This is a genomic window from Asticcacaulis sp. (genome assembly GCF_035497195.1).
Classification (GTDB): Bacteria; Pseudomonadota; Alphaproteobacteria; order Caulobacterales; family Caulobacteraceae; genus Asticcacaulis.
Genome location: NZ_DATJDZ010000014.1, coordinates 527,035 through 550,832, shown reverse-complemented (window position 1 = coordinate 550,832; position 23,798 = coordinate 527,035). Strand labels below are relative to the sequence as shown.

The window sequence follows — 23,798 nt, the reverse complement described above, 5'->3', positions numbered from 1 at the left end:
TCCATCCCGACCACCGACTGAAAATGGAAAGAGCGGGTCGCAAGGCCCGCTCTTTTTTTATGTAACGCTAATGGCATTTAGTCTTTTCCATACCCAATCGCATTTGGATTTTTCAACATATTGCCTATTGCCGTAGAAAAGCCCGCAGTGACACCGGTACGAGAAAACTCCACGAGTTCATTAACGCCAGAAGAGCTTGTGAAATGCATTACTTCATATCGGCATATGGGGATTTGGTGATTATCCCTAAAACGACGATCAGGCCCCCCACTTTTGTTCGGATGCTTCCAAGTATGTCCAATGACAACGGCATCACGAGGGACTGGGCCTTCCTCGATGAAATTAGAATCCTGCCACCTAATATGAAGATCGCTATATGAAATAGCTCCCATCTTAACACCATCTTGCATGAGTACGACATCAGGCAGGAAGTACATAATTTGGCGCCCAACATGAAAAGCTGGGGGCGTTACATTACTAGTGATAATGGGTGGTAATTTATAGGCCAAAATCGTTGGCTTTTTTTGAACAAGATGCGACGCTCCCGCATTCCGCTTCCACGTCGTGAGATCAGTTACAGCTCCACCTGCTTCCATGTGCCATTTCCCCGCACATTCACAAAGTTTGTCGAAGTTGGAAGTAATAGCTTGGTAACGACGTTCAAAATCCTCGTCTATTTCATAAAACAGGACTGTAGTTCGTCGATAGCTATCCATCCATTTGCCAAACCCCCATCCTGGCAAGGCGAATAAACAGAGCCAAAAATCAACATATGGCGTCATCGCAGAAATTAGAAAGCCAAGCAGTCCAATCCCCCAACCAAGTAAAGTTGATAATTTTGCCTGACCGCTTTTCTTATTAATTTCATCGAGCAAATCACTAAAAGATTCATCGCGCATACCCATAACATCCGCAGATTCAACTTCGATCATCATGAAGCTGTTAGTATCACCAAATCTCTGAGGAACCGGACTTGGCTGAAATGGGCTTTGGCTGGTTTTTCTGGCTCCAGCCTTCCCTACAGTCGCCCTATAATAAAGCCCGCCTCTTCCAGCATGGACGTAGTGACCGCGCGGTCCCGTGCCTATACGAAACCCTTTCACACCGACAGATACACCCACTCCTCCCTTTGAGAAATTGAATCTGAATGGTCCTGCACTAACTGATTTACGAAAATAAAATGGCATTACTCCCCCTCACCACGCTCCACCTCAGGTAATAGAAATTCAATTTTTGCATTAGTCAATCAGGTCGGTGAAACATTCCTGAACAGGCTTCCTTATACCTCCCCGACTTGTCGGGGAGGGGGACCATGAGCCCAGCGAAATGGTGGTGGGGTTTCTGGCTTTCTTCCTTGCGTGCAGGAGCCATTTGCGGGAAGGCTGGTTAGGACATGTCGATCGCGGATAATTAAGTAAGATACCCCACCACCACGCCGCAAGCGCGGCGCGGTCCCCCTCCCCAGCAAGCCGGGGAGGTATAAGGTAGCAGTTTTCCCCGCCCTTTCAATCGCCCGCATAATGGCCACATGGAAACCTGCGACGCGGCGGTTGCGCACCGTTGCGACCCAGATTGCCGAAGAGGTCAAGTCCATCCCCCAGCCGGTTACCTTCCTGGGCGCCGAACGCGCCGGCCGCTGCGTGCTGGCCACCGATCACATGCTGGCCCAGCTTTATGAAACACCGAAATTGCCGAAACAACCGGCTTTCACTGACGACATCGAAGACGATCCGGATGCGACTGACATCTACGGACGCATGGACGTCATGGCAAAGATCGACCGTCTGTCCGTCTTCCATGCCCACGAAAACGACATACGGTATGACGGTACGCCCTTTGATCCCGACCGCCCCGTTGCGGCAACACCATCACCCGCTTCAAGGCGCAGCAAACCGGCCACTGGCCCGATTATTCGCCCTTTAGTGACGACAATCCCCATTTTTACAGCTGCACCGAGGCGAAGCGATAACCAAGCTTCCTGACTGAAGTGCCTACTGCCAAATTCTGGCAAGAGCATCCGATAGGACAGGCCTCAGGTTTCAATCCTTGAGCAGCACCGTCATGCCATCCGCCGAACATCTCGCCTTCGCCACTCCCGCCCACCTGTCGGCCTGGCTGGAAGCCAACCATGCCAGCGCCAGCGAACTGTGGGTGCGGATGTACAAGAAAGGCACCGGCACGCCCTCGGTCACCTGGGAGGACTGCGTGGTGGTGTGCCTCGCCTGGGGCTGGATCGATGGCGTCAGGCGGTCGCTGGACGAGGTGTCGTTCATACAGCGCCTGACGCCACGGCGCGCCAAATCCAACTGGTCGAAGAAGAACTGCGAACACGCCGAACGCCTGATCGCAGAGGGGCTTATGCAACCCTCCGGCCTGAGCCATGTCGAGGCGGCGCGCGCCGACGGACGCTGGGAGAGCGCCTATGCCGGCTCGTCGAACATGGTCATTCCCGACGATTTTCTGGCCGCGCTGGAGCAAGACACCGACGCCAAAGCCTTTTTTGATACGCTGAAACGCGCGCAACTCTACACCATTTACCACCGCCTCCAGACGGCCAAGCGCCCGGAAACACGTCAGAAGCGGATCGACGATATCCTGAGCAAGTTGCAACGGCGGGAGACCATCGCCTAACGAAGTCAGTAGAGTCCCGTGGTTATAACCTGATCGATTCCTGATACGCGTCATCTTACGCTTTGCAGATGATAAGCAAGGCAGACATCGCCGGCATCGAAGCCAGGGCTGTTGACTGGCTCCGCAGGGCCTGGGCATGGCTGAAGCATTTGCCGCAGGCATTATGGATGCAACTGCGCGCCCTGCCGCGCTGGGGCCAGGGTCTGCTCGCCGCCATCGTGCTGGTGATCGGTGCGATCCTGATCTTCCTGGCGCAACCGAACTGGAACTGGGCGCGGCCGATGGTCGCCTCCCTCGCGTCGGGGCGTGTGCACAGGCCGGTGCGGATCGATGGCGATCTGCGCGTCCACCTGTTCAGTTTCACGCCGACCGCGACGGTCGGCGGCCTGAAGATCGGCCAGCCGGACTGGGGGGCGAAAGCCGGACTGAAACCTTATCTGGCCGAGGTCGATAATCTCTCCGTCACCGCCGAACTGATGCCGGTGCTTGTCGGCCGCATCGTCCTGCCCCACCTCCAGGTCGACCGGCCGAATGTGCAGCTCTACCAGGACAAGGATGGCCGCGCCAACTGGGATTTCAGCAATGGAAAGAACAAGGGAAAGCCAACCAAACTGCCGCCGATCAGGAACTTTATCATCAATGACGGGCACCTGACCCTGACCAGTGTGCAGCGCAAGCTGACATTCGCCGGCACGGTCAATGCCCATGAAAAGGCCCCCGACAAAACGACCAATGCCGGTGGCCAGGCCTTCGCGCTTGTCGGCGACGGAAGCCTGAACAATCGCAAGTTCGAGCTGAACGCGACCGGCGGCCCTCTCCTCAATGTCCGCACCAGCGTGCCCTATCCGTTCGATATGGTGGTGCGCGCCGGCGATACGCGGATTACCGCAAGGGGCCGGGTGCTGCATCCGTTCAATCTTGGCGAACTGGCCGGCGCGGTGACGGTCAGCGGCCGCAATCTGGCCGATCTCTATTACCTGACCGGCCTGACCTTGCCGAATACCCCGGCCTACCGCATTGCCGCCCAGGTTACGCGCAATAACCGCATCTACGATATCGCCGGCATCCATGGCCGGGTCGGCGGCAGCGATCTCGAGGGGACTCTCAAGGTCGATACCAGCCGCAACAACCGGCCTTACCTGACTGGTGATCTGCGTTCGCGTCTGCTCGATTTCAAGGACCTCGGCTCGTTGTTCGGCGCCACCTCGGCCAATGCGCCGCAGGGCGCGGAAATTTCCGCCACACCGACCGCGAAGACCCCCGCGCGGCGCCTGCTGCCTGATGCGACGCTCGATATCGAACGCGTGCGCGGCATGGATGCCAGGGTGCGCTACCGGGCGCTGGCGGTGAAAGCGATCCATAATATGCCATTACGCGCGGTCAGTCTCGGCATCGATCTTGATCACGGCCTGATGATCCTCGATCCGGTCGAGTTCAGTTTCCCGCAGGGCCGTTTGCAAGGTACGGCGCGGATCGATGCGCGCAATGCGGTTCAGCAAAACAGCCTCGACATGCGCCTGACCGGCCTGCGCGTTCAGGATTTCATACCCAATGTCGGCGGTTCAAAACCGCTGGAAGGAATACTCGATGCGCGGGTGAAGGCTTCCGGCACCGGCAATTCGGTGCACAAGGCGGCGGCCAGCGCCAATGGTCAACTGACGCTCGTTATGCCGCGCGGCACGATCCGCCAGAGCTTCGCCGAACTGATGGGGGTCAACGCCACCAAGGGACTGTTTCAGCTCCTGACCAAGGACCCGCACCAGACCGATGTGCGCTGCGGCGTGGCCGATTTCCAGATCCGTAATGGCGTCATGCAGGCGAGTAATGCGGTCTTCGATACCGGCATCACGCGGGTGAATGGCGGCGGCACGATCAACCTCAATGACGAAAGCCTGAAACTGGTCTTCAAGGGCAAGCCGAAGAAATTCCGGCTGATCCGCATCAATGCGCCGATCGTTATCGGCGGGCATCTGTCGGCGCCGAAATTCGGCATCGACGCCGGCCCCGCAGCGGTTCAGGGCGGCCTGGCCCTGGCGCTCAATACGATCCTGCCGTTCGTCAATATCGACTACGCCAAGGACGCCAACTGCGCCGCCCTGATATCCGACATGCCGGCAAAACGGAAATAGCACGGCCTTTGTCTGGAAACGGTCCGCGATTTCTGGTTTATATACGCCAAGGCAAGGGAGAGTCTGGATGGAGACCAAAACGGCAGGAGTAGAGGCGCTGACCAGGCGCCAGAAGGAAATCCTGCGGCTGATTTCCCGGCATCTTCAGGCCAAGGAAGTGGCGCGGCTGCTCAATATCAGCGAGCGCACGGTCAAGACCCATACCGAGGAAGCCCGCCGCCGGCTGGGCGTGACAACAAGCCGCGATGCCGCGCGTTTGCTGGCCGCCCATGAAGCCGGCCTCGGTCCCGGCGACCGAGGGACGGCAAGACCGATAGCCGAAACCAGGCCCGACGGCTCAGTATCGGTTCATGAACAAGCCCTTCTTTCCAAACGATCCCTATCTGATGATGCGCTGGAGCGATCTGGAAGTCGCCTGGCGTATGCTGGCCACCCCGGACAAGCTATCCCAGGTGGAGGAGACGCTGGAGGCGGTGTACGCGCTGAGCCAGAGCGTTGGGCCGGAGAAGGTGGTGTTCAGCATGATCGCGGCGACCGCCTGGTTGACCGACGACGGGACAGCCTTGAAAAAAGACTGAACCGCCTGAATGCTTTCCAGTGGCTGGGTCTGATCGTGATTGTGGGGGTGCTCTCTGCCATACTGGCCAGCGGGCTAATCGCGGCAGTCATCGGCACCCTGGAAGGCCTTCAGGTTCTGAATCGCCAGATCGGCTGAGGGGGCAGGTCTGGCGATTCCTCTTTGGCGTTTCTGAGGGATTTCTGCCGGATTGAAATGAAAGCATGGCGGAATAACACATGACGATCCAATTTATCTGGGGGTGGACGGGAACGATTCTGCTCATCGTCAGTTGCATATGGGCCTTGTGGCGCGGTGGCCCATCCGAACGCTGGGGCGGCGGCATCATGTTTGTCGGGTTTGGCCTGAGTATACTGGCGGATAGGCTCCAGCCCGGCGTTTATGATGGCGCCGGCTTGGTTACAGTCGATACGATTGCGCTCATCGCCTTCGTCATCCTGTCCCTGTGGTCACGGCGCATCTGGACGCTTTTCATCGCCGCTTTCCAGCTCAATGCCGTCATTTCCCATTTCGCCATCCACCTGTCCTCGCATGTCGACATGTATACCCAGATTACGGCGGTCGTTTTATGGAGCGGCTACGGCATCACCTTTGCCCTGATGGCGGGCATGTGGAGCGTCGAACGCAAACGGCTCAAGGCGAAACTGTTTACATTGCTGCCGAACACATCCTAAGCTGATCCACTGTATTCAAAGGGTTCGCTTTTATGTGTTTTTCCGCAACCGTCAGTTTCGCCGCCAGCGCGTTTGTCGCCGGGGCCGGGGCATTGGCCCTGCGTGAAACCAGTACAGCGTCGGAACGCCCCTTCGCCAGCGTGCCGCTGCTGTTCGCCATGCAGCAATTCGTCGAAGGCGTCTTGTGGTTGCTGCTGCCGCAAATCGGCACCGGCGGCGCATCGCACTTGCTGGTCCAGGTCTACGCATTTTTCATCGGTGTCATCTGGCCGATGGCGATTCCCCTCGGCATCTTGCTGATCGAGCCTGACCGCCTGCGCAAACGCCTGATGATGGGGGTCTTCACTATCGGCGTCATCGTCGCCATCGGCACCTTCATGATCATTCTGCGCTATGGCGTCGGGGTCGAGGTGATCAACCACTGCCTCGTCTACACCAACCCCTTCGGCGGCGGTCTGCTGGTGCGCTCGGCCTATGTCATCGCCACTTGCGCGGCATATTTTGTGTCGTCACACCGGACAGTGCGCTGGATCGGCGTGGCTATGGTCGGCGGCTTCGGCGTCGCCTACAGCTTCTACCATCTGAACTGGCCGTCGGTCTGGTGCTTCTTCGCGGCGCTGGTCAGCGCCCTGATCTATTACCATTTCCGCCGGTCCCGGATCACGGCGGCCGCCGTCGCCGCTCAGTAGTCGAGCTTCGGATACCAGGTTTCGCCGCGGCCTTCCGGCGTGCAGTCGAGCACATTCCACAAAGGCGCCATGTCCGGCGCGCCGCGCGGGTCCTGGCCGGGATCGGCGGTCGGGCCGGTCATTTCGCCCGACCAGAAATGGCGGATCGTGCCGTCGCGTTTGGTGAAGAAGTTGAACGCCGGAATTTCCGACCCATCCGGCAGCAGGCCGAAATAATCGCGGGAATAGGTGTCGTTCAGGTCGCTGTAGAGCCGCAGGTTCTGCCAGCCGCGATGCGTCTTCCACGCCTGCAATTTTTCGATCGGCGACCGCGCCACGACAACGAGCGATATTCGCTGGGCCAGGTCTTCGGCATTCGCATCGAGCGGCCCCAGCAGGTTGGTGCACATCGGGCACGGCTTTTCCCGCAGCGGACCGAACATGTAGCTGTAGATGGCGAGGGTCTGTTTGTCGCCGAACAGGCCGGCGAAATCGACAGGGCCATCCGTGCCCATGAACTGGTAATCGCCTGCCACCGGACCGCCCGGCGGCAGGGCCCGACGCTGAGCCGCGACCCGCTCGAGATGGCGGCGCAGCTCGATTTCCTCGACCAGCAGGGCGGTGCGCGCGGCGCGGTATTCGGCGCTTTCATTGCGGATACGGACGGGATTATTGCGCGCCAGTTCGACGGCGGGGACGAGCGTGTCGGTCATGGTGGTGGCTCCGGTTTGGAAAAACTCTACGCCGCCCGGTGTCCGGATATGGCAGCAGGCCGCGCCGGAAATGGTGCTTGCCAGCGTCATTTTCGTATGACAAATTTCACCGATAACTGCCCGTTGCGCCGGTAAAATCGCGCCAACCGAGAAGCGGCCATTTCCAGGAGAAGATACGCATGTCAGGTCATTCGCGCCGCCTTGTGCTGGCCATATCCGCCGCCTGTCTGTTGGCCATGCCAGCACTGGCGCAGAATAAATATCCGTTCCAGAACCCGGAACTCCCAACTGAACAGCGCATCGACAATATCCTCTCCCTGATGACGATCGATGAGAAGATCGACATTCTCGGCACCCAGACCGGCGTGCCGCGCCTCGGCATTCCCAATATCGGCAGTTCCGAAGGCATTCACGGCGTGGTCCAGCGCGGTGGCGGCAAGCGCAATCTGACGCCGATCCCCACCACGCAATTTCCGCAACCGCCGGGTATGGGAGAAACCTGGGACCCGGAGATTGTGCAAAAGGCCGCCGGTGTCGAAGGTTACGAGGCGCGCTATATCTCGCAGACGCCGAAATACGACCGGCAAATCCTGATGCTGTGGGGACCGCAGTCCGACCTGGCGCGCGATCCGCGCTGGGGCCGCAGCGAGGAGGTCTATGGCGAAGACCCGTTCTTCAACGGCACTATGGCGACGGCCTTCGTGAAGGGCCTGCAAGGCGACGATCCGAAATACTGGCAGTCCGCCGCCCTGCTCAAGCACTTCCTGGCCAACAGCAATGAAAACGGCCGCAGCGGTTCGTCGTCGGATTTCGATAAGCGGCTGTTCTGGGAATACTATTCCGTGCCTTTCCGTATGGCTTTTCAGGATGGCGGCGCCAAGGCGGTGATGGCCTCCTATAATGCCTGGAACGGCACGCCGATGACCATCCACCCCATCCTCGACAGCATTCTGACCAAGCAATGGGGCGTGGAAGTGCTGTCATCGGATGGCGGCGCGGTTGGCAACCTAGTCAAGTGGCACAAGGCCTTCCCCAACCAGAAGGACGCCGTGGTCGCCAGCATCAAGGCCGGGATCAACCAGTTCCTTGATACCTATAAGGACGAAACCCACGCAGCGCTGGCGGATGGTTCGCTGACTCAAGCTGATATCGATTACGCCGTGCGCCGCAAGATGCGTATCGCCATCAAGCTCGGCCTGCTCGATCCGCCGGAATTGGTGCCCTATGCCAAAATCCATGATGGCGTCGAGCCGTGGAATACCGACGCCAGCCGTGATGTGTCGAAACAGATCGCGCTGGAATCGGTGGTGCTGCTTAAAAACGAAAAGAGCGCCCTGCCACTGGACATTTCAAAAGGGTTGTCCGTCGCCGTGATCGGACCGCTGGCCGACAGTGTCCATTGGGACTGGTACGGGGGCCTGCCGCCATATGCCATTACACCTTTAGAAGCTATCCGGGCGAAAATGGGTCCCGAGGCCTCAGTGATCTACGCCGCCGATAACACCGACGGTAAGGCCGTGGCCGCCGCGAAAGCCGCGGATGTCGCCATTGTCGTCGTCGGCAATGACCCGACCTGTGGCCCGAACATGGCGCACGACTGGAACGACGCCGGCACTAACCCTTGCGTCGATCCGGGCGATGGCCGCGAAGGCCGTGACCGCGAAACCCTGACCCTGGCGCAGGAGGAACTGGTCAAACAGGTCTATGCCGCCAATCCCAGGACTGTGATGGTGCTGATCTCCAGCTTCCCCTACACCATCAACTGGTCACAGGATCATGTGTCCGCCATCCTGCATATGACGCATTCGTCGCAGGATGAAGGCACGGCTCTGGCTCAGGTGATTTTCGGCGACTACAATCCCGGCGGCCATCTGGTCACCACCTGGCCAGCCTCGATGGATCAGTTGCCGCCAATGATGGACTATAATATCCGCCACGGCCGCACCTATATGTACGCCAAGGCTAAGCCGCTCTATCCCTTTGGTTTTGGCCTGAGCTACACCACCTTCGGTTATGCCAACCTGAAAACGAGCGCCCCGCAAATCGCCAAAGATGGCGTGATCACCGTCAGTGTCGATGTCAGCAATACCGGTAAGGTCGCCGGTGATACGGTTGTCCAGCTCTATATCGGCTATCCGAAATCGAAGGTCGAGCGGCCGATGAAAGAGCTGGAAGGCTTCAGACGCGTCCATCTGGCCGCCGGCGAGACGCAGACCATGCAAATCCCGCTGAAAGCTTCGCAACTGGCCTATTGGAACGTCGATGCCAAGGCGTTTACGGTTGAGACCGCGCCGGTCAGTCTGATGATCGGTGAGTCCTCAGCCGATATCAAACTCACTCAGTCGCTTTCGGTGCAGTAGGGCTTGCCAAAGCCGCCGAAATTTCGATAGTGCGAGGCAGATCACTATTGGAGACACGTATGAAACGACGGGGATTTATCGGCGCCGGACTGGCGCTCATGGCGACAGCCGTGGCTGCCTGCTCGAAAAAGCCGGAAAAGGCCGAAGCGCCCGCCCCCGTCGCGCCGAAAGTGATCGCGCCACCACCGCCTCCGCCTGAAACCGTGACGGTGGTGCTTACTACCACCAAGGGCGATATAGAGATCGTTCTGGAAGCGAAGAAGGCGCCGCTCACCACCGCCAATTTCCTGCACTATCTCGACGCTGGCAAGATCGTGGGCGCTAATTTCTGGCGCGCCGCCCATTCCGGTCCGAGCGGCTTTATCCAGGCCAGCATCCAGGGGCCGACCTTTCCGCCGATCGCCCATGAATCGACGAAGATGACCGGGCTGTCGCATACCAACGGCGCCATTTCGATGTCGCGTTTCGCCCCCGGCACGGCGACCGGCGACTTCATCCTGTGCGTTGGCGATAATACCTATATGGACGCCGGCCGCGAAGGCTCCGATGATAAGCTGGGCTATGCTGCCTTTGGTCACGTCAGCAAGGGCATGGACGTGGTGAAGGCCATCCTGAAAGGCCGTATCGACAGCCACACGCGCGAAGGCGGCTGGTCCGGCCAGATGCTGGCTGCGCCGATCGAGATCACCGGTGCCCGGCGTGTCGAGACGGCGGCCGCCGAGACATCGTCATCCGCCTAGACAGGCTCATCAATGGATCTGGCCAACGGGGTGAACAACTTCGGGCCGGCCTCGGTCATGTGCCAGCAGTCCTCCAGCCGAATGCCGAATTCGCCGGGGATATAGAGGCCCGGCTCGTCGGAAAAGCACATACCGGACGCCAGTGGCGTCAGGTCGCTGTGCACCAGATAAGGCGACTCGTGGCCGTCCATGCCGATGCCGTGGCCGGTGCGATGCGACAGGCCCGGCAGGCGATAGCCCGGTCCCCAGCCTGCCTTCTCATAATAGGCGCGCACGGCATCATCGATACTGCCGACCGGCACGCCGGGACGGGCGGTGGCCAGGGCGATCTCCTGCCCGCGCTTCACCGTTTCCCATACCTTGCGCTGCTTGGCCGAGGGCGCGCCATAGACCCAACTGCGCGAAATATCGGATTCGTAGCCATGCACGCTGCACCCGCAATCCATCAGGATCACCGAACCTTCACGCACGGTCTGCGGCTGTTTCGAGCCATGTGGATAGGCGCTGGCCTCATTGAGCAGGACCATGGAAAATTCCGGACTGCCGCCGAGCGCTGCCGTGGCCTTGTCCATCAGGGCGCCGATATCCTTGCCGGACATGCCGGGCTGGACGGCGGCATGGACCTGACGCAGGGCGGCGATAGTAATGTCGTTGGCGACCTGCATCAACGCCAGTTCGCTGGCCGATTTGATCTGACGACAGGCATTGACCAGCCCCTGTCCGGAAACCAGTTCCCAGGCCGGGGCTTGCGCCTTCAGGGCATCGACGATGAAGAAGCGGACATCGGGTTCGATGGCGATGCGACCGGTCGTAAAACCGCGATCCTTCAGCGCCTGGATGATCAGGGCCTCCGGATTTTCGTGCTCATTCCACGGCCTGACATCGGCCTCGATTTGCAGGGTTTCGCGGACGCTCGGTTCCTCGAAAGCCGGGGTGACGACGATAGCCGCGCCCTTGGCCGGCAGGACCGCCGCTGTGACGCGCTCGGAAGTCCACCACTGGATGCCGGTGAAATAATCGAGCGTGGAGCCGGATTCGACCAGCAGGGCGGATATGCCCTGCGCCTGCATCAGGCCTTGCAGTTTGTTGATGCGCGCCAGTCGTTCGGTGGCGTCGATGGGCTTGGCACTGGCAGCCAGGGAGGTCGGTGCCTTCTGAGCGAGCGCGGGGCCTGCCAGGCCAGCGGCAGCCAGGCCAGTCAAAAAAGCGCGTTTCGAAATCATGGTTCCCCCAGAGCGGCTTGCAGCTTTTTGGATAGTCCGCTGCGGATGAGTTTGTAGGATTCGAGGATGCGCGCCCGCAGTTCATCTTCGGGCGTGCCCCACGGTAACTGAACCCATGAGCGGTGCAGGTATTTGGCGCGTTCGGCGACACCAGCCTCGATCAGCATTTCCGCTGTTTCGATATCGGCCGTCTTGACCGCCACGGCAGGGGTTATCGCACCAATCGAGGCGAACATCTTACCGCCGACCTTCCAGCAATCATGCCCGCCGCCCCAGGGGTCGGACACTTCGGCGCCGGGCAGGGTGGCGCAATAGGTATTGACGAAATCACGGCTCATGACGCGGACGCTATCACGGCTTCATGCGGCGCGATACATCCGCCATATCGCTTTTCAGGCGTAATTTCTGATTGACGGACACCCGTTAACCGGTGTTAAGAGGTTATAAATCCGGCGATCGTAAAAGTTAGAATGTCATAAGTTATGGAGACGCGTGTATGTCTTTGACTGAAAAACTGCTGATGCCGAAGAAACTGATGATCGCCGGCCTGGTGATGATCGCCACCCTGACCCTGTGCATCGGCCTGCAATATTATTTCGAAATCCAGACCGTTAAGCTGGTCAAGACCGTCTTCTATTACCTGGTGCTCGACTATATCTGGGCCTCGATCCGCCGCGAGTTTTTTCCGGATCGTTCCTGATACCGGCCACAAGCTGAAATAAAACGCTTCCCCGCCCATGGCAGGGAAGCGTTCTGCTTTCAGGCCGCGACCGACAAACTGGACGCCGAGGCCGAAGCCATCGATTTCAAGTTGTCCGAACTGTAGGCCTCGATCGCACTTTGCAGATCCTTAAGCAGACTGGCGAAATCCGTTGAGGACTCCATGCTGCTGAAGGCGCTGGACGCCGATGAGTTTGCCGTCGCGTCGCCAGCAGGCGGCGGCCCACCCCGCGGACGATTGGCGGCCATCTCGCTGTCGAAGGCCGACTTCTCGGTGGCGGTGACAGAACCATCGCTGTCGCTATCCATGACCGAGAACATCTGGTCGGCGCGGGTGGTATCTGTGCTCCCGCTTTTGGAAGTATCGAAGGCCTCCATCTCGGTCTTGCTGATGGCGCCGTCACCGTCACTGTCCATATCCGACAATTCCGGCGCGCCGCCATGTTCGCCCTCCCCCTGGACTTGCTGAGCGCCCAGCAGACCGCTCATCAACCGGTCCGAAAGCGAATTGAGGAAGTAGCTTAAGTCTTCACTGACACCGGTGGTGGTTGATGTTGAGCTTGTCGAACTGGTTGTCGAAGATGACGAGGACGCGAAGGACGTTTGGGATGCCAGCCTGGCCTGCATCTGGGACAATAACTGGCTGAGGGATGGCCCTGCCGTGCTGCCTATCTGCATGTTGATCTCCTGAAAAAGCCGGAGAAAGATATCCGGCAAGATAACAAGAGAAAATATTCAAGTTAACATGGTATTATTTTAATCCATATTTCAATATGGTTACAAAAATACCGAACTTATGACTTGAAATATACAGCAATTGGCTACAAATATATCATCATAAACATATAAATAAGCAAAATTTACTGTAGGAAAAATCGCATAGGCACGTTTTTCCCGTCGATAAAGTTCGCTTGCCTATCCGCAGGGTGACGGCTAGTCTGAAAAGCGGCCTAAAATTGACCACAAAATGACCCTAGCCAGGCTTCCATCTCCACCCCTTGAATCCAGTCTTGCACCTCCACCCCTTGAATAGTGACATCGCCATGCGCCCTCTCCGCTTCCTTCTCCCGGTTCTCATCGCTGGCGCAGGCCTCGGCACCGCCGCCGGCGCACAGGATTATGTCGGCGTCGGCATGAGCCTGAACACCTTCTTCTCGCCCTCCGGCCAGCCTTTTCGCGCCGCGGCCGGCCAGCCCTATCCGGTGGCGAAGTGGGTCGAGCAGGCCGATACGGACAAGGACGGCAAGATCAGCCATGATGAATTCATCACTGACGCCACCGCCTTCTTCAACAAGCTCGACGCCAATCACGACGGCTATATCGTCAGTTCGGAAAACAGCGCCTATGAAAACCAGGTGGCGCCGGAAATCCAGAACATCGACCCGCGCATCAGGCAACCGAAAAACTACACCGCCAGCGCCGATTCCGGCGGCGGCGATACCGACCCGACGGGCGGCCGCTATCAAAAGCAGATCGTCGGCGCCTCGCAATACGGGGTGATCGACGAACCGCAACCGATCCGCGCCGCCGACAGCAATCTCGATTTCCGCGTCAAGATCGACGAATGGATCAACGCCTCAAACCAGCGCTTCACCATCCTCGACCGCAACGAGGACGGCTTTATCACGATGGATGAACTGCCGAAGACGCCGGCCCAGATCGCCAGTGAAACGCCATCACCGGATGTGAAAAAGGGCAAAAGCGACAAGAAGAAACGTTTCGGCGGTTACTGATTTTCGGGTAAAATCGTTCGCATAATGACGGTCCGATAGTCAAAACCGTCCCTTGAAAGCCATTGTAAAGAAGTTTCATCTCGCCTTACCCCTGGTTTCGTGTTACGCCGCCCGCTTCATTTTTATCCAAGGCAGTGACGGCGTGTCCAAAAAAGTGCGTAGTTTGGGGTTATTCGGTTTGGGGGCGTTCGGCCGCCTGATTGTCAAGCATCTGTCACCCTATTTCGACGTCTATGCCTGCGACCCCAGCCCGGAGGCGCGCGGCTTCGCCCGACGCCATAACGTCACCCTGGTTGATCTGCCTGCCGCTGCGGCCTGTGACATCGTGGTGCTCGCCACGCCGATCCGCACGCTACAGGCCCTGGCCCAGGCGATCGCGCCCTATGTCAAGCCGCATGGCCTGGTGATCGATGTCGGCTCGGTCAAGATCAAACCGGCAAAGTGGCTGGTCGATGCTCTGCCGCCGACGGTTTCGATCCTGTGCACCCACCCCCTTTTCGGCCCGCAATCGGCGCGCAAGGGTATCCACGACCTTGAAATCGTCCTGTGCCCGGTGCGGGTGCGCCATATGGGCACCCTGATGCGCTTCTTCAGCCAGACGCTCGACCTGAAGGTTTCGGTCGCCACCCCTGAGCAGCACGACAAGGCGCTGGCCGCCGTGCAGGGCCTGACCCACCTGATCGCCAAGGTGTTGAGCGGGCTGGAGCCTTTGCCGACCGTCCACACCACGCGCTCCTACGACCTGATGATGCAGGGCGTCGGTCTGGTCTCCGGCGATTCCGACGAATTGTTTCTGTCGATCGAACGCGATAATCCATTCGCGGCCGAGGTGCGCAAGCGCTTTTTCCACGAGATCGACGCCCTGCGCAGCCGCCTCGAAGCCCAGGATGGCAACGGTAAATAGTCCATTATTTGGGATTTTACCGGGAAACGAGCTGTGATAGCTTGCGACGCTGCTTATGGAGTCGCGTATGATCATCCCCTTGCCGAAACGCCTGGCGCCGGCCTTTATCTGCCTGTGCCTCATCGCTACAGGCGCATGGGCGCAGACCCAGGAACAGGTTCAGGAACGCCTGGTCGATTCGGTCAAGACAGCCGAACAGGAAGCCAACAGCGCCGCCGCAAAGTTCAAGGCGAATGACGCGGCCGGCGGTTGCACCGATCTGCGCGCCACCGCAGCCGATACCGCGGCCAGCCTCGAATTGGCCCGGCAGCTTTCCGGCCTGATTTCTGAGAACACCGCGCTGAATGAAGAAACGCGCGGCCGGATGCTTCAGGATGTGCTCAGCCTGTCAGCGACCCTGGTGTCGCAAAAACAGGGCATGGACACGCAGATCACCGCCCGCTGTAATTAAGCCTTCTGCGTCCCCGCCTTTTCAGCCATTGCCAGGGCCACGGCCTCCAGCGACCGTTCCGACCTGATAGGTTCAGGCTTGCGGATGCCAAACATCTTGCGGAAGACATCGCGGCGCTCGTGAACGCTGGCCAGCACCAGCCCCATCGGCACACCGAGATCGATCAGGGTGTTTTCCGCCAGTTGCAGCGAGGCTTCAATGGTCTCCGGCACGGCATCGGTGGCGCCCATTTCATAGAGGCGCTGGGCGTGGGAAGCATCACGGGCGCGGGCGATAATATGCACATCGTCGCGCATGGCCCGCACCGCCTTGACCACCTGATCGGTAAAGACCGGGTTCGACGCCGTCACCACCACGGCGCGGGCGCGCTCGATCCCTAAGCTGTGCAGGAATTCCGCCGCTGACGCATCGCCATACCAGGCCTCGACATTCATGGCGCGGGCGCGCTGGGTCACCTGCGGATTGATGTCGACCACCATATATTCGATATTGTGCAACTTCAGCATATCGGTCACCAGTTCGCCGACACGGCCAAAACCGACAACGATGACCTTGGCTGCTTCACTGACAATATCCGGCGCGACAGAGGTGGGCGCTGCGGCGTTTTTTGCCAGCTTTTTCGACAGACGGGCAGCGCCGGCGGCGAGGAAGGGAATGCAGAACAGCGAAATAATAGAGGCCAGGATGACCGCCTGTCCAACCTCGGCGCTCAGCACCTTATGACCAATGGCCTGGTCGATGATAACGAAGGCGAACTCCCCCGCCGGCCCCAGCACCGCCGCCGTCTCGATGGCGCTGCGGTTATTGAGGCCGAAGGCGCGCGCCACCGGATAGATGACGGCGGCCTTGATGACGATCAGGGCGACGGCCAGTCCCAGGACCAGCGCAGGCTGGCTGACCACGGCGGCGATTTCGAGGCGCGCCCCGACGGTGACGAAGAACAGGCCAAGCAGCAGGCCTTTGAACGGCTCGACCATATTTTCGATTTCGCGGCGATATTCGGTTTCAGCCAGCAGCACGCCGGCGACGAAAGCGCCCAGCCCCATGCTCAGGCCGGCCATGACCGATATCTGCCCGGCGACCAGCACGCACAGCAAACAGGCGGCCATGAACAGTTCGCGCGAACGGGAGAAGGCGACCGTATTGAACAACGGACGCAGCAGCCAGCGGCCGCCGACGACCAGGATGCCAATGCCGATCAGGGCCGGGATCAGGGCCAGCAGGCCACTGAGGCCATTGGCATTACCTGATGCGCCCGCAGCCCCTCCGGCCAGCATGACGACGGTGATCATGATAGGGGCGACGGCGATGTCCTGCGCCAGAAGCACGGCGAAAACGCTGCGGCCCGAAGCGGTCTTGAGCGCCTTGCGGTCGGCCAGAACGGGGATGACGACGGCGGTGGAGGACAGGGCGATGGCCATGCCGAGCGCGATCGAGGCGACAATGCTCTGGCCAAGCACCAAAAACAGGCCGGTCAGCGCCAGGGAACACAGCACCACTTGCAGTGCGCCGAGGCCGAAAACCAGCCGGCGCATCGATTTCAGGCGCTCGAAGGTCAGTTCGAGACCGATGGAAAACAGCAGGAAGACGACGCCGAGTTCGGCAAGCTGGTGGACAGTATGCGAGCGCATGACACTAAAGGCATCGAGCACCGGCCAGGCAGTGGCCAGCCTTCCCATGACGTCAGGCCCCAGCAGGACACCGATCAGAAGAAAGCCCAGAACACTGGAGACTTTATAACGTTGGAAAATGGGTACAACGACCGCGGAAGCCAATAAAAAGACGATGATGAAGATATAATAGCCTTGCGTCTCAGAATTTAAGACTGGCGCCAGGGTTTCTTTCGCGATCGTGGACATTTGACTTGCTGCGGATGCGTTCATCTTCGGTTACTTATCCTCATTAGGGGGTGCATTTAACTATAAGGGGATGCCAGCCCCAATTGTAACCCCTGATGCACACATTTTCGTGAAAGATGACGGAAAATTCATGTGGCAGCGTTCATAAAAGCGTTAAGGTGCAGATAGTATCTTTTTTAATCAATCGGACACGGTGAACGCAGAGCGCCGGTCTCAAGGGGTGCCTCCATATGAAATTGCTGAAAATCCTTGCCTGCTCGACGGCCCTGGGCGGCCTTGCGCTAAGTATCCTGCCAGCCCAGGCCGCCGATTGTATCGACGCCTATTGCCATATGCAGACGCTGGAAAGCATCGACGCCCTGATGGCCGCCGACACATCCTCCGGCAGCGATGACGCCGCGCCGAACACGGTGGCGAAGAAATACGGCGCCTGGGGCATCGATATTTCGGGTATGGACACCAGCGTCAAGCCGGGTGACAGCTTCTTCGATTACGTCAACGGCACAGCCGTCAAAAACATTGTCATTCCCGCCGACCGCACCTCCTACGGCAGCTTCCTGGCCCTGCGCGAACTGTCGGAAAACCGCATGAAGGTGCTGGTCACCGGTCTGGCCTCGCAAACGGGCCTCTCCGGCGACGACGCCAAGATCGCCAACCTCTACAACGCCATGATGGACGAGGCCACGATCCAGAAACTAGACGTCGCGCCGCTGGCCCCCAGCCTGGTCGCCATCCGCAACATCAAGACCAAACCGCAGATGGCCAGCTACATGGGCAAGACCAGCGGTGAATTCGGCGCCAGCTTCTTCAACGGCTATGTCGACGGCGACGCCAAGAACCCGGAGATCAACGTACTTTATGTCGGCCAGTCGGGCCTCGGTCTGCCCGACCGCGATTATTATCTGCAAGCCAGCTTCGCCGAGAAGAAGGCCAAGTATGAGGCCTATGTGACCCGGATGCTGATCATGGTCGGCTACCCCAACGCCACCCAGGCGGCCAAGGATATCGTGGCCATGGAAACGAAGATCGCCGAGGTGAGCTGGACGCGCATCGACCGCCGCGACGACACCAAGACCTATAATCCGATGACGCCGGCCGAACTGGCGAAATACGCCCCGGCTTTCGAGTGGAAGGCGTATTTCGAAGGCGCCGACCTGACGCAGGCGAAGAAGATCATCGTCAGCGAAAACACCGCCTTCCCTAAGATTGCGCAAGTCTATGCCAATACCCCGCTGGAAACCCTGAAAGCCTGGCAAACCTTCCGCACGGTCGATCAGGCGGCGCCCTATCTCTCCGAACGTTTCGCCACAGCCAACTGGGAATTCCGCTCGCGCGATCTCTCCGGAGCGGAGGCCCAGCGCGAACGCTGGAAGCGCGCCATCAGCGTCACCGACGATGCGCTTGGTGAAGCCATCGGCCGCACCTATGTGGCGCAATATTTCCCTGCCGAATCCAAGGCCAAGATGGAAGGCCTCGTCGCCGACCTGCGCGCCGCCCTCAAGATTCGTATCGAGAACCTGACCTGGATGAGCGCCCCCACCAAGGCAAAGGCGCTGGAGAAACTCTCCAAGTTCGGCGTCAAGATCGCCTACCCGGACAAGTGGCGCGACTATTCCGCCCTCGATATCAAGGCGGGCGACCTCTACGGCAATGTCGAGCGCTCGTCCGCCTTTGAATGGGCCTGGAATGTCGCCAAGATCGACAAGCCGGTCGATCCGCTGGAATGGGGCATGACGCCGCAAACCGTCAACGCCTACTATTCGCCGACGCGTAACGAAATTGTCTTCCCGGCCGCCATCCTGCAACCGCCCTTCTTCGATCCGGACGCCGACATGGCCGTCAATTACGGCGGCATTGGCGGCGTCATTGGTCACGAAATCACCCACGGTTTCGACGACCAGGGCCGCAACTACGACGGCGACGGCTTCCTCAAGAGCTGGTGGACGGAAGAAGACGCCGCCAAGTTCAATGCCCAGACCAAGACATACGGCGAGCAATACGACGCCTTCGAACCCCTGCCCGGCGTTCATATTCAGGGTGGCCTGACGATGGGCGAAAACATCGCCGACCTCGGCGGCAACCTGCTCGGCCTCGACGCCTACCGCATTTCGCTGCACGGCGCGGAGTCGCCGGTACTTGATGGCTTCACCGGCGACCAGCGCGTCTTCATGGGCTTCGCCCAGGTGTGGCGCTCGAAATACCGTGACGATGCCGTCAAGCAGCAGGTCGCCACCGATCCGCACTCGCCGGCGGTTTTCCGCGTCATCGGGCCAGTGCGCAATATCGACGACTGGTACAAGGCCTTCAACGTCCAGCCGGGCGAGAAGTATTACCTGGCGCCGGAAGCCCGCGTCCGCATCTGGTAAGGGGGCAAGCCCCCTTAACCCGGAATCGTGACGGTGGACGTCGTGCCGCTGGTGCGGTTCTCACCCCTTCTCCTCCCCATTTCCTAAATGGGGAGGTGTCGAGCAAGCGCGGCCGTCAGGCGAAGCGCGTCGAGACGGAGGGGCGTCTTGCTTACTTTATTCCCGCGAACCCAAGGCCCTAAGAAAGCAAGATACCCCCACCACCAACGCGCAAGCGCGCGTCGGTCCCCCTCCCCGAACAAGTCGGGGAGGTACAAGAAGACTATTGCGGCTTCTTAAACCACGTAGATGCAAACAGCGTCACGCCAAATAGCGTCATCAAAACGCCACCCCAGAAGCTCAACATTAATAGCGACCCCCAAACTGGCGAAACAAACAGCATGGCCGCTCCATTATCCCCCCAGTTTGCAAAGGCGTATTCCGCCACGACGAGTGGGATAGCGATCATGGCCAGCCCCGTGATAGTACACAATAGGCCTCGAATTCGGGTCCGTTTCACGCGTGCGCTCTACACGCCGACCGTACCAGCCAGGCGATTTCATCGGACAGTTTCTGCGCCGGCACGGCGATCAGGCGCTCTTCCAGTCCGATGCTGATAATGCCATGCACGGCGGCGAACAGCGTGCGGGCGCGGACGGTCAGGGCCACGGTATCGAGTTCCGGCATGATGGCGTGGAGCGGTTCGGCGATATGGCGAAACAGCCGCAACTGATCCTGCGCCGCCCAATCCGGCAACGGACTATCCAGCCGCAGTTCAAAGATCATCCGCCACAGGGGCAGGTTTTCCCGTGCGAAGGTCAGGTAGGTCTGCGCCACCATAACCAGCCGATCAATGGCCTCGGCGCGGGTTGAGACCGGCAGGTGCGCCGTGGCCGTCTGCGCTGCCTCGCCCAGACGCGCCAGCGTGCGCGAACTGACCAGCAGCAGCAGGGCGTCGATATCCTGCACGATATTATAAAGCCCGCCCAGCGCCACACCGATATCAGCGGCGAGATCACGCGCCTTGAGGCTGTGCATTCCTGAGTCGCAGATACGCTTTTCGGCGGCGGCAATGAGGGCTTCGAGCTGCGCCTGGCGGCGATCGGCTGTGGCGGTGGATATGGCTTTGGCGGACATTGACGCTTATCCTGAATTATTTTGAACAAAGTTCAATTTATTTGTTGAACGTCGTTCAAATTCACGCTACATAACAATTGTGAACGGCGTTCATATCATGGTTCGCCCCCGTGAGAAAGCGTTGTTTCACACCCTTGGGGGCCAGGCGTCAAAACCTGGAAATGAGGGGGGATTGCACAGTGAAAGCGTACCGGGCGGCGGTGGGATAGCGCCGTCGCCCGACTCCTCGCCGGTGAGGTTCGCCGGCACTATCTGAGGATTTGAGACATGAAACGCCTGATGTTCGCCGTGATCGCCGCCAGCTTGCTCACCATCGCCCTGTGGGTCGCTTTTCAGGCCGCCAGCCCGAATATGCGCCGCTTCGCCTATGCTGACCGCGACTGGAACCACGAACTGGCTCTGGCGGGCAACGATCTGCCGGTCCTGCTCAAATATCAGCCGACCGACGGCGCCAGCTATGCCGGCAAGGTGCGGACCTCGATGGCCTTGACGAGCGTGCAGCCATAAGAAAAGCCCGCCTCTTTCGAGACGGGCTTTTGTGAGAACCGCGACAGCGGCGCAACCGCCACCGTCACGATTCCGGGTGCAGGGGCCGTGCCCCTGCTACCAGATCTTCACGCGGTCGGCCGGTTTGACGTAATAGATCTGGCCGTCTTTGACGTTGAAGGCCGAGTACCAGGCGTCGACGTTACGCACGGCGCCGATGGCGCGAAACTTATCCGGCGAGTGCGGATCGGACGACACAAGATATTTCAGGAAGTCCGGCTGGTATTTCGATTGCCAGACCTGGGCGAAGCCGAGGAAGACGCGCTGGTCGCCGGTATAGCCGTCAATGACCGGCGCCGGTTTGCCATTAAGCGACATATGATAGGCGTCTAGGCCGAGCAAAACCCCACCGAGATCGGCGATGTTCTCGCCCATGGTCAGGCCGCCCTGGACGTGGACGCCCGGTACAGGTTCGTAGGAATCATACTGCGTACCAAGCGCCTTGGTCTGGGCCTCGAACTTGGCGGCATCTTCCGGCGTCCACCATTCAACCAGCGCACCGGTCGAATCGTAGTGGCGGCCCTGGTCATCGAAACCGTGGGTGATTTCGTGGCCGATCACCGCGCCGATGGCGCCGTAATTGACCGCCATGTCGGCCTTCGGATCGAAGAAGGGCGGTTGCAGGATGGCAGCCGGGAAAACGATCTCGTTCTTGGTCGGCGAATAGTAGGCATTGACGGTCTGCGGCGTCATTTCCCAGTCTTCCGGGTCGATCGGCTTATCGATATGCGACACCTGGTAGGCCCATTCAAACGCTGAAGAGCGCTCGATATTGCCGTAGAGATCGTCGGCCTTGATGGTCAGGGCGGAATAGTCACGCCACTTGTTAGGATAGCCGATCTTGACACCGAAGGTAGACAGCTTTTCCAGCGCCTTAGCCTTGGTGGGGGCGCTCATCCAGGTCAGGTTTTCGATGCGCAGTTTCATGGCGGCCAGCAGGCCACTGACCAGGGATTCCATCTTGGCCTTGGATTCGGGCGGGAAGTAATCGCGGACATAGGCGCGGCCGAGCGCTTCGCCCATCTTGTCGTCGGTGGTGCCAATGGCGCGCTTCCATAACGGACGTTGCTCCGCGATGCCGTACATGGTCTTGGAGCGGAAATCGAAGCGGCGGGCGTAAAAGCGGTCCGACAGATAGGCCGAGGCCTGATCGAGCGCGTTAAACGCTTCCCAGGCCTTCAGGGTTTCCAGCGGCGCATCGGCATAGATCTGGGCGATTTTCGGGATGGCGGTATTCTGCGCCACGACCACCTTCTGCGCCTGGCTGACATGGGCGGCGGCGAAGAAATTATCCCAGCTGAAACCCGGCGCGTAGCTGTTGAGGTCCTTCAGCGCCATCGGATTATAGGTCTTGGTATCGTCGCGGCTCTCGATCTTGGTCCAGCTCACCTCGGCAATTTTCGTTTCCATGGCCACGATATCCCTGGCGGCCTTTTCGGCGTTCGGGTAATTGGCCAGGGTCAGCATGTCCTTGATATAGACTTCGTAAGCCGCCTTCTTATCGGCATAGGTGTCGGTCAGGTAATAGTCGCGGTCCGGCAGGCCCAGGCCGCCTTGCGACATCTGCAAGGCGCGGTAGCCGGGCTTCTTGGCGTCGTCATAGACGAAGATGCCGAAAAACGCCGCGCCGAAGGTTTCCGCCGTCGATCCCATGAAAGCGGCCATATCGTCCTTGTTGGTGATGGCAGCGATTTTGGCCAGTTCCGGTTGAGCCGGCTTGAGATCGAGTTGGTTCTTCAGGTCGACATTCATCGCCGAGCGGTAGAGATCGGCGATCTTGAGGTCTTCGCCTGTCAGGTCGGTGCGGGCCGCCAGGCCGGTGACCAGCGCCTTCAGGCGTAGTTCGGAGAGATCGTAGAGGGCGTTGAAGCTGCCATAGCCGGGTTGGTCGCCGGGGATGACCATGTTTTTCAGCGCCGTGCCGTTGGCGTAGTCGAAGAAGTCGTCGCCCGGCTTGATCGAGGCGTCCATGCCAGCGGTATCAAAGCCCCAGGTGCCGTAGGTCTTGGCCACTGTGCTCTCAGGCACAACGGCGGCCGGGGCTTCGGCGAAAGCCGGCAGGGCGGCCATCTGGGTCGTCAGCAGGGCGGCGGCGATGGCCAGGGAAGAAATAAGGGATTTGGAACGCATATGGCTCTCCGGCAATGGAGCGGCCCCATTATCAGCGCGCCCCCAGGATCAGGATCGCACATTGATACAGTTTAACAACTGTGTCTCATGAACATTTGGTAATCTTGTTGCGAAAGTTACCGCCGTCCCCATTTTGACAGCCTCGTCACTTTTCCGGATTTCAGGCGAAAAAAAAGCCCGCTTAGGGGGGATAAAACCCAGCGAGCTTTTTTATTTTGTAATTAAAGAGCGTTTCCTCCCCGAAACGCCGGAACTGAC

General features: G+C 59.4%; 23 protein-coding genes. 14 read left to right on the top strand and 9 right to left on the bottom strand.

Annotated features, from left to right (window positions below):
• Positions 1-77: 77 nt before the first annotated feature.
• Complete coding sequence (locus tag VL130_RS06625; protein ID WP_325361952.1) at positions 78-1,187, bottom strand: DUF4236 domain-containing protein; 1,110 nt, start codon at positions 1,185-1,187, stop codon at positions 78-80.
• A 363-nt stretch (positions 1,188-1,550) separates the two neighbouring features.
• Between VL130_RS06625 and VL130_RS06620 the strand changes: the two genes are divergently transcribed.
• The 6 genes from VL130_RS06620 to VL130_RS06595 all read left to right on the top strand — a co-directional run bounded on the left by VL130_RS06620 (position 1,551) and on the right by VL130_RS06595 (position 6,700).
• The gene (locus VL130_RS06620; RefSeq protein WP_325361951.1) at positions 1,551-1,982 is read left to right on the top strand and encodes a hypothetical protein; all 432 of its coding nucleotides are present in this window, start codon (positions 1,551-1,553) and stop codon (positions 1,980-1,982) included.
• Between the two features lie 64 nt (positions 1,983-2,046).
• Positions 2,047-2,631 carry a YdeI/OmpD-associated family protein gene (locus VL130_RS06615; RefSeq protein WP_325361950.1) on the top strand — a complete coding sequence of 195 codons (585 nt, stop codon included), beginning with the start codon at positions 2,047-2,049 and terminating at the stop codon, positions 2,629-2,631.
• 68 nt (positions 2,632-2,699) lie between these two features.
• Complete coding sequence (locus tag VL130_RS06610; RefSeq protein ID WP_325361949.1) at positions 2,700-4,760, top strand: AsmA family protein; 2,061 nt, start codon at positions 2,700-2,702, stop codon at positions 4,758-4,760.
• A gap of 67 nt (positions 4,761-4,827) precedes the next feature.
• Positions 4,828-5,475, top strand: coding sequence for a helix-turn-helix transcriptional regulator (locus VL130_RS06605; protein WP_325361948.1), 648 nt, complete (start codon positions 4,828-4,830; stop codon positions 5,473-5,475).
• A gap of 80 nt (positions 5,476-5,555) precedes the next feature.
• The gene (locus VL130_RS06600; protein WP_325361947.1) at positions 5,556-6,011 is read left to right on the top strand and encodes a hypothetical protein; all 456 of its coding nucleotides are present in this window, start codon (positions 5,556-5,558) and stop codon (positions 6,009-6,011) included.
• A 32-nt stretch (positions 6,012-6,043) separates the two neighbouring features.
• Positions 6,044-6,700: a DUF6629 family protein gene (locus tag VL130_RS06595; protein WP_325361946.1), complete on the top strand. Its 657-nt coding sequence runs from the start codon at positions 6,044-6,046 to the stop codon at positions 6,698-6,700.
• Here the strand turns inward: VL130_RS06595 and VL130_RS06590 are convergent.
• Positions 6,694-7,482 carry a DUF899 family protein gene (locus tag VL130_RS06590; RefSeq protein WP_325361945.1) on the bottom strand — a complete coding sequence of 263 codons (789 nt, stop codon included), beginning with the start codon at positions 7,480-7,482 and terminating at the stop codon, positions 6,694-6,696. The genes VL130_RS06595 and VL130_RS06590 overlap by 7 nt on opposite strands.
• Before the next feature lie 89 nt (positions 7,483-7,571).
• On the opposite strand from VL130_RS06590, the gene VL130_RS06585 reads away from it, so the two are divergent.
• Complete coding sequence (locus tag VL130_RS06585) at positions 7,572-9,752, top strand: glycoside hydrolase family 3 C-terminal domain-containing protein (RefSeq protein WP_325361944.1); 2,181 nt, start codon at positions 7,572-7,574, stop codon at positions 9,750-9,752.
• A gap of 59 nt (positions 9,753-9,811) precedes the next feature.
• Entirely contained in the window at positions 9,812-10,492 is a 681-nt protein-coding gene (locus VL130_RS06580; protein ID WP_325361943.1) for a peptidylprolyl isomerase, read from the top strand.
• Here VL130_RS06580 and VL130_RS06575 read toward each other — a convergent pair.
• Both VL130_RS06575 and VL130_RS06570 read right to left on the bottom strand, forming a co-directional pair.
• A complete protein-coding gene (locus VL130_RS06575) occupies positions 10,489-11,715 on the bottom strand; it encodes a Xaa-Pro peptidase family protein (RefSeq protein ID WP_325361942.1) in 1,227 nt (408 codons plus the stop codon). The two genes, VL130_RS06580 and VL130_RS06575, sit on opposite strands and share 4 nt — an antisense overlap.
• On the bottom strand, positions 11,712-12,053 hold the full coding sequence (locus VL130_RS06570; protein ID WP_325361941.1) for an MmcQ/YjbR family DNA-binding protein: 342 nt from the start codon (positions 12,051-12,053) through the stop codon (positions 11,712-11,714). Before VL130_RS06570 ends, VL130_RS06575 begins: the two co-directional genes overlap by 4 nt.
• Positions 12,054-12,211: 158 nt before the next feature.
• Here VL130_RS06570 and VL130_RS06565 point away from each other — a divergent pair, with 158 nt between their 5' ends.
• The gene (locus tag VL130_RS06565; RefSeq protein WP_325361940.1) at positions 12,212-12,415 is read left to right on the top strand and encodes a hypothetical protein; all 204 of its coding nucleotides are present in this window, start codon (positions 12,212-12,214) and stop codon (positions 12,413-12,415) included.
• A 59-nt stretch (positions 12,416-12,474) separates the two neighbouring features.
• On the opposite strand, the gene VL130_RS06560 is transcribed toward VL130_RS06565, so the two are convergent.
• On the bottom strand, positions 12,475-13,113 hold the full coding sequence (locus VL130_RS06560) for a hypothetical protein (RefSeq protein ID WP_325361939.1): 639 nt from the start codon (positions 13,111-13,113) through the stop codon (positions 12,475-12,477).
• Positions 13,114-13,478: 365 nt separating this feature from the next.
• On the opposite strand from VL130_RS06560, the gene VL130_RS06555 reads away from it, so the two are divergent.
• The 3 genes from VL130_RS06555 to VL130_RS06545 all read left to right on the top strand — a co-directional run bounded on the left by VL130_RS06555 (position 13,479) and on the right by VL130_RS06545 (position 15,523).
• Positions 13,479-14,168 carry a hypothetical protein gene (locus tag VL130_RS06555; RefSeq protein ID WP_325361938.1) on the top strand — a complete coding sequence of 230 codons (690 nt, stop codon included), beginning with the start codon at positions 13,479-13,481 and terminating at the stop codon, positions 14,166-14,168.
• A 142-nt stretch (positions 14,169-14,310) separates the two neighbouring features.
• Positions 14,311-15,072, top strand: a complete 762-nt coding sequence (locus VL130_RS06550; RefSeq protein ID WP_325361937.1) for a prephenate dehydrogenase/arogenate dehydrogenase family protein — start codon at positions 14,311-14,313, stop codon at positions 15,070-15,072.
• 67 nt (positions 15,073-15,139) lie between these two features.
• Positions 15,140-15,523, top strand: coding sequence for a hypothetical protein (locus tag VL130_RS06545; protein ID WP_325361936.1), 384 nt, complete (start codon positions 15,140-15,142; stop codon positions 15,521-15,523).
• On the opposite strand, the gene VL130_RS06540 is transcribed toward VL130_RS06545, so the two are convergent.
• Positions 15,520-17,382 carry a cation:proton antiporter gene (locus VL130_RS06540; protein WP_325361935.1) on the bottom strand — a complete coding sequence of 621 codons (1,863 nt, stop codon included), beginning with the start codon at positions 17,380-17,382 and terminating at the stop codon, positions 15,520-15,522. The two genes, VL130_RS06545 and VL130_RS06540, sit on opposite strands and share 4 nt — an antisense overlap.
• A gap of 230 nt (positions 17,383-17,612) precedes the next feature.
• Between VL130_RS06540 and VL130_RS06535 the strand changes: the two genes are divergently transcribed.
• Positions 17,613-19,748 carry a M13 family metallopeptidase gene (locus VL130_RS06535; protein ID WP_325361934.1) on the top strand — a complete coding sequence of 712 codons (2,136 nt, stop codon included), beginning with the start codon at positions 17,613-17,615 and terminating at the stop codon, positions 19,746-19,748.
• Between the two features lie 262 nt (positions 19,749-20,010).
• Here the strand turns inward: VL130_RS06535 and VL130_RS06530 are convergent, their stop codons facing one another.
• Together VL130_RS06530 and VL130_RS06525 are read right to left on the bottom strand one after the other, a co-directional pair.
• On the bottom strand, positions 20,011-20,196 hold the full coding sequence (locus tag VL130_RS06530) for a hypothetical protein (protein ID WP_325361933.1): 186 nt from the start codon (positions 20,194-20,196) through the stop codon (positions 20,011-20,013).
• A 47-nt stretch (positions 20,197-20,243) separates the two neighbouring features.
• Positions 20,244-20,864 carry a TetR/AcrR family transcriptional regulator gene (locus tag VL130_RS06525; RefSeq protein WP_325361932.1) on the bottom strand — a complete coding sequence of 207 codons (621 nt, stop codon included), beginning with the start codon at positions 20,862-20,864 and terminating at the stop codon, positions 20,244-20,246.
• Between the two features lie 267 nt (positions 20,865-21,131).
• Here VL130_RS06525 and VL130_RS06520 point away from each other — a divergent pair, with 267 nt between their 5' ends.
• The gene (locus VL130_RS06520; protein WP_325361931.1) at positions 21,132-21,371 is read left to right on the top strand and encodes a hypothetical protein; all 240 of its coding nucleotides are present in this window, start codon (positions 21,132-21,134) and stop codon (positions 21,369-21,371) included.
• A 96-nt stretch (positions 21,372-21,467) separates the two neighbouring features.
• On the opposite strand, the gene VL130_RS06515 is transcribed toward VL130_RS06520, so the two are convergent.
• Positions 21,468-23,540, bottom strand: a complete 2,073-nt coding sequence (locus VL130_RS06515) for a M13 family metallopeptidase (RefSeq protein ID WP_325361930.1) — start codon at positions 23,538-23,540, stop codon at positions 21,468-21,470.
• Positions 23,541-23,798 lie beyond the last annotated feature (258 nt).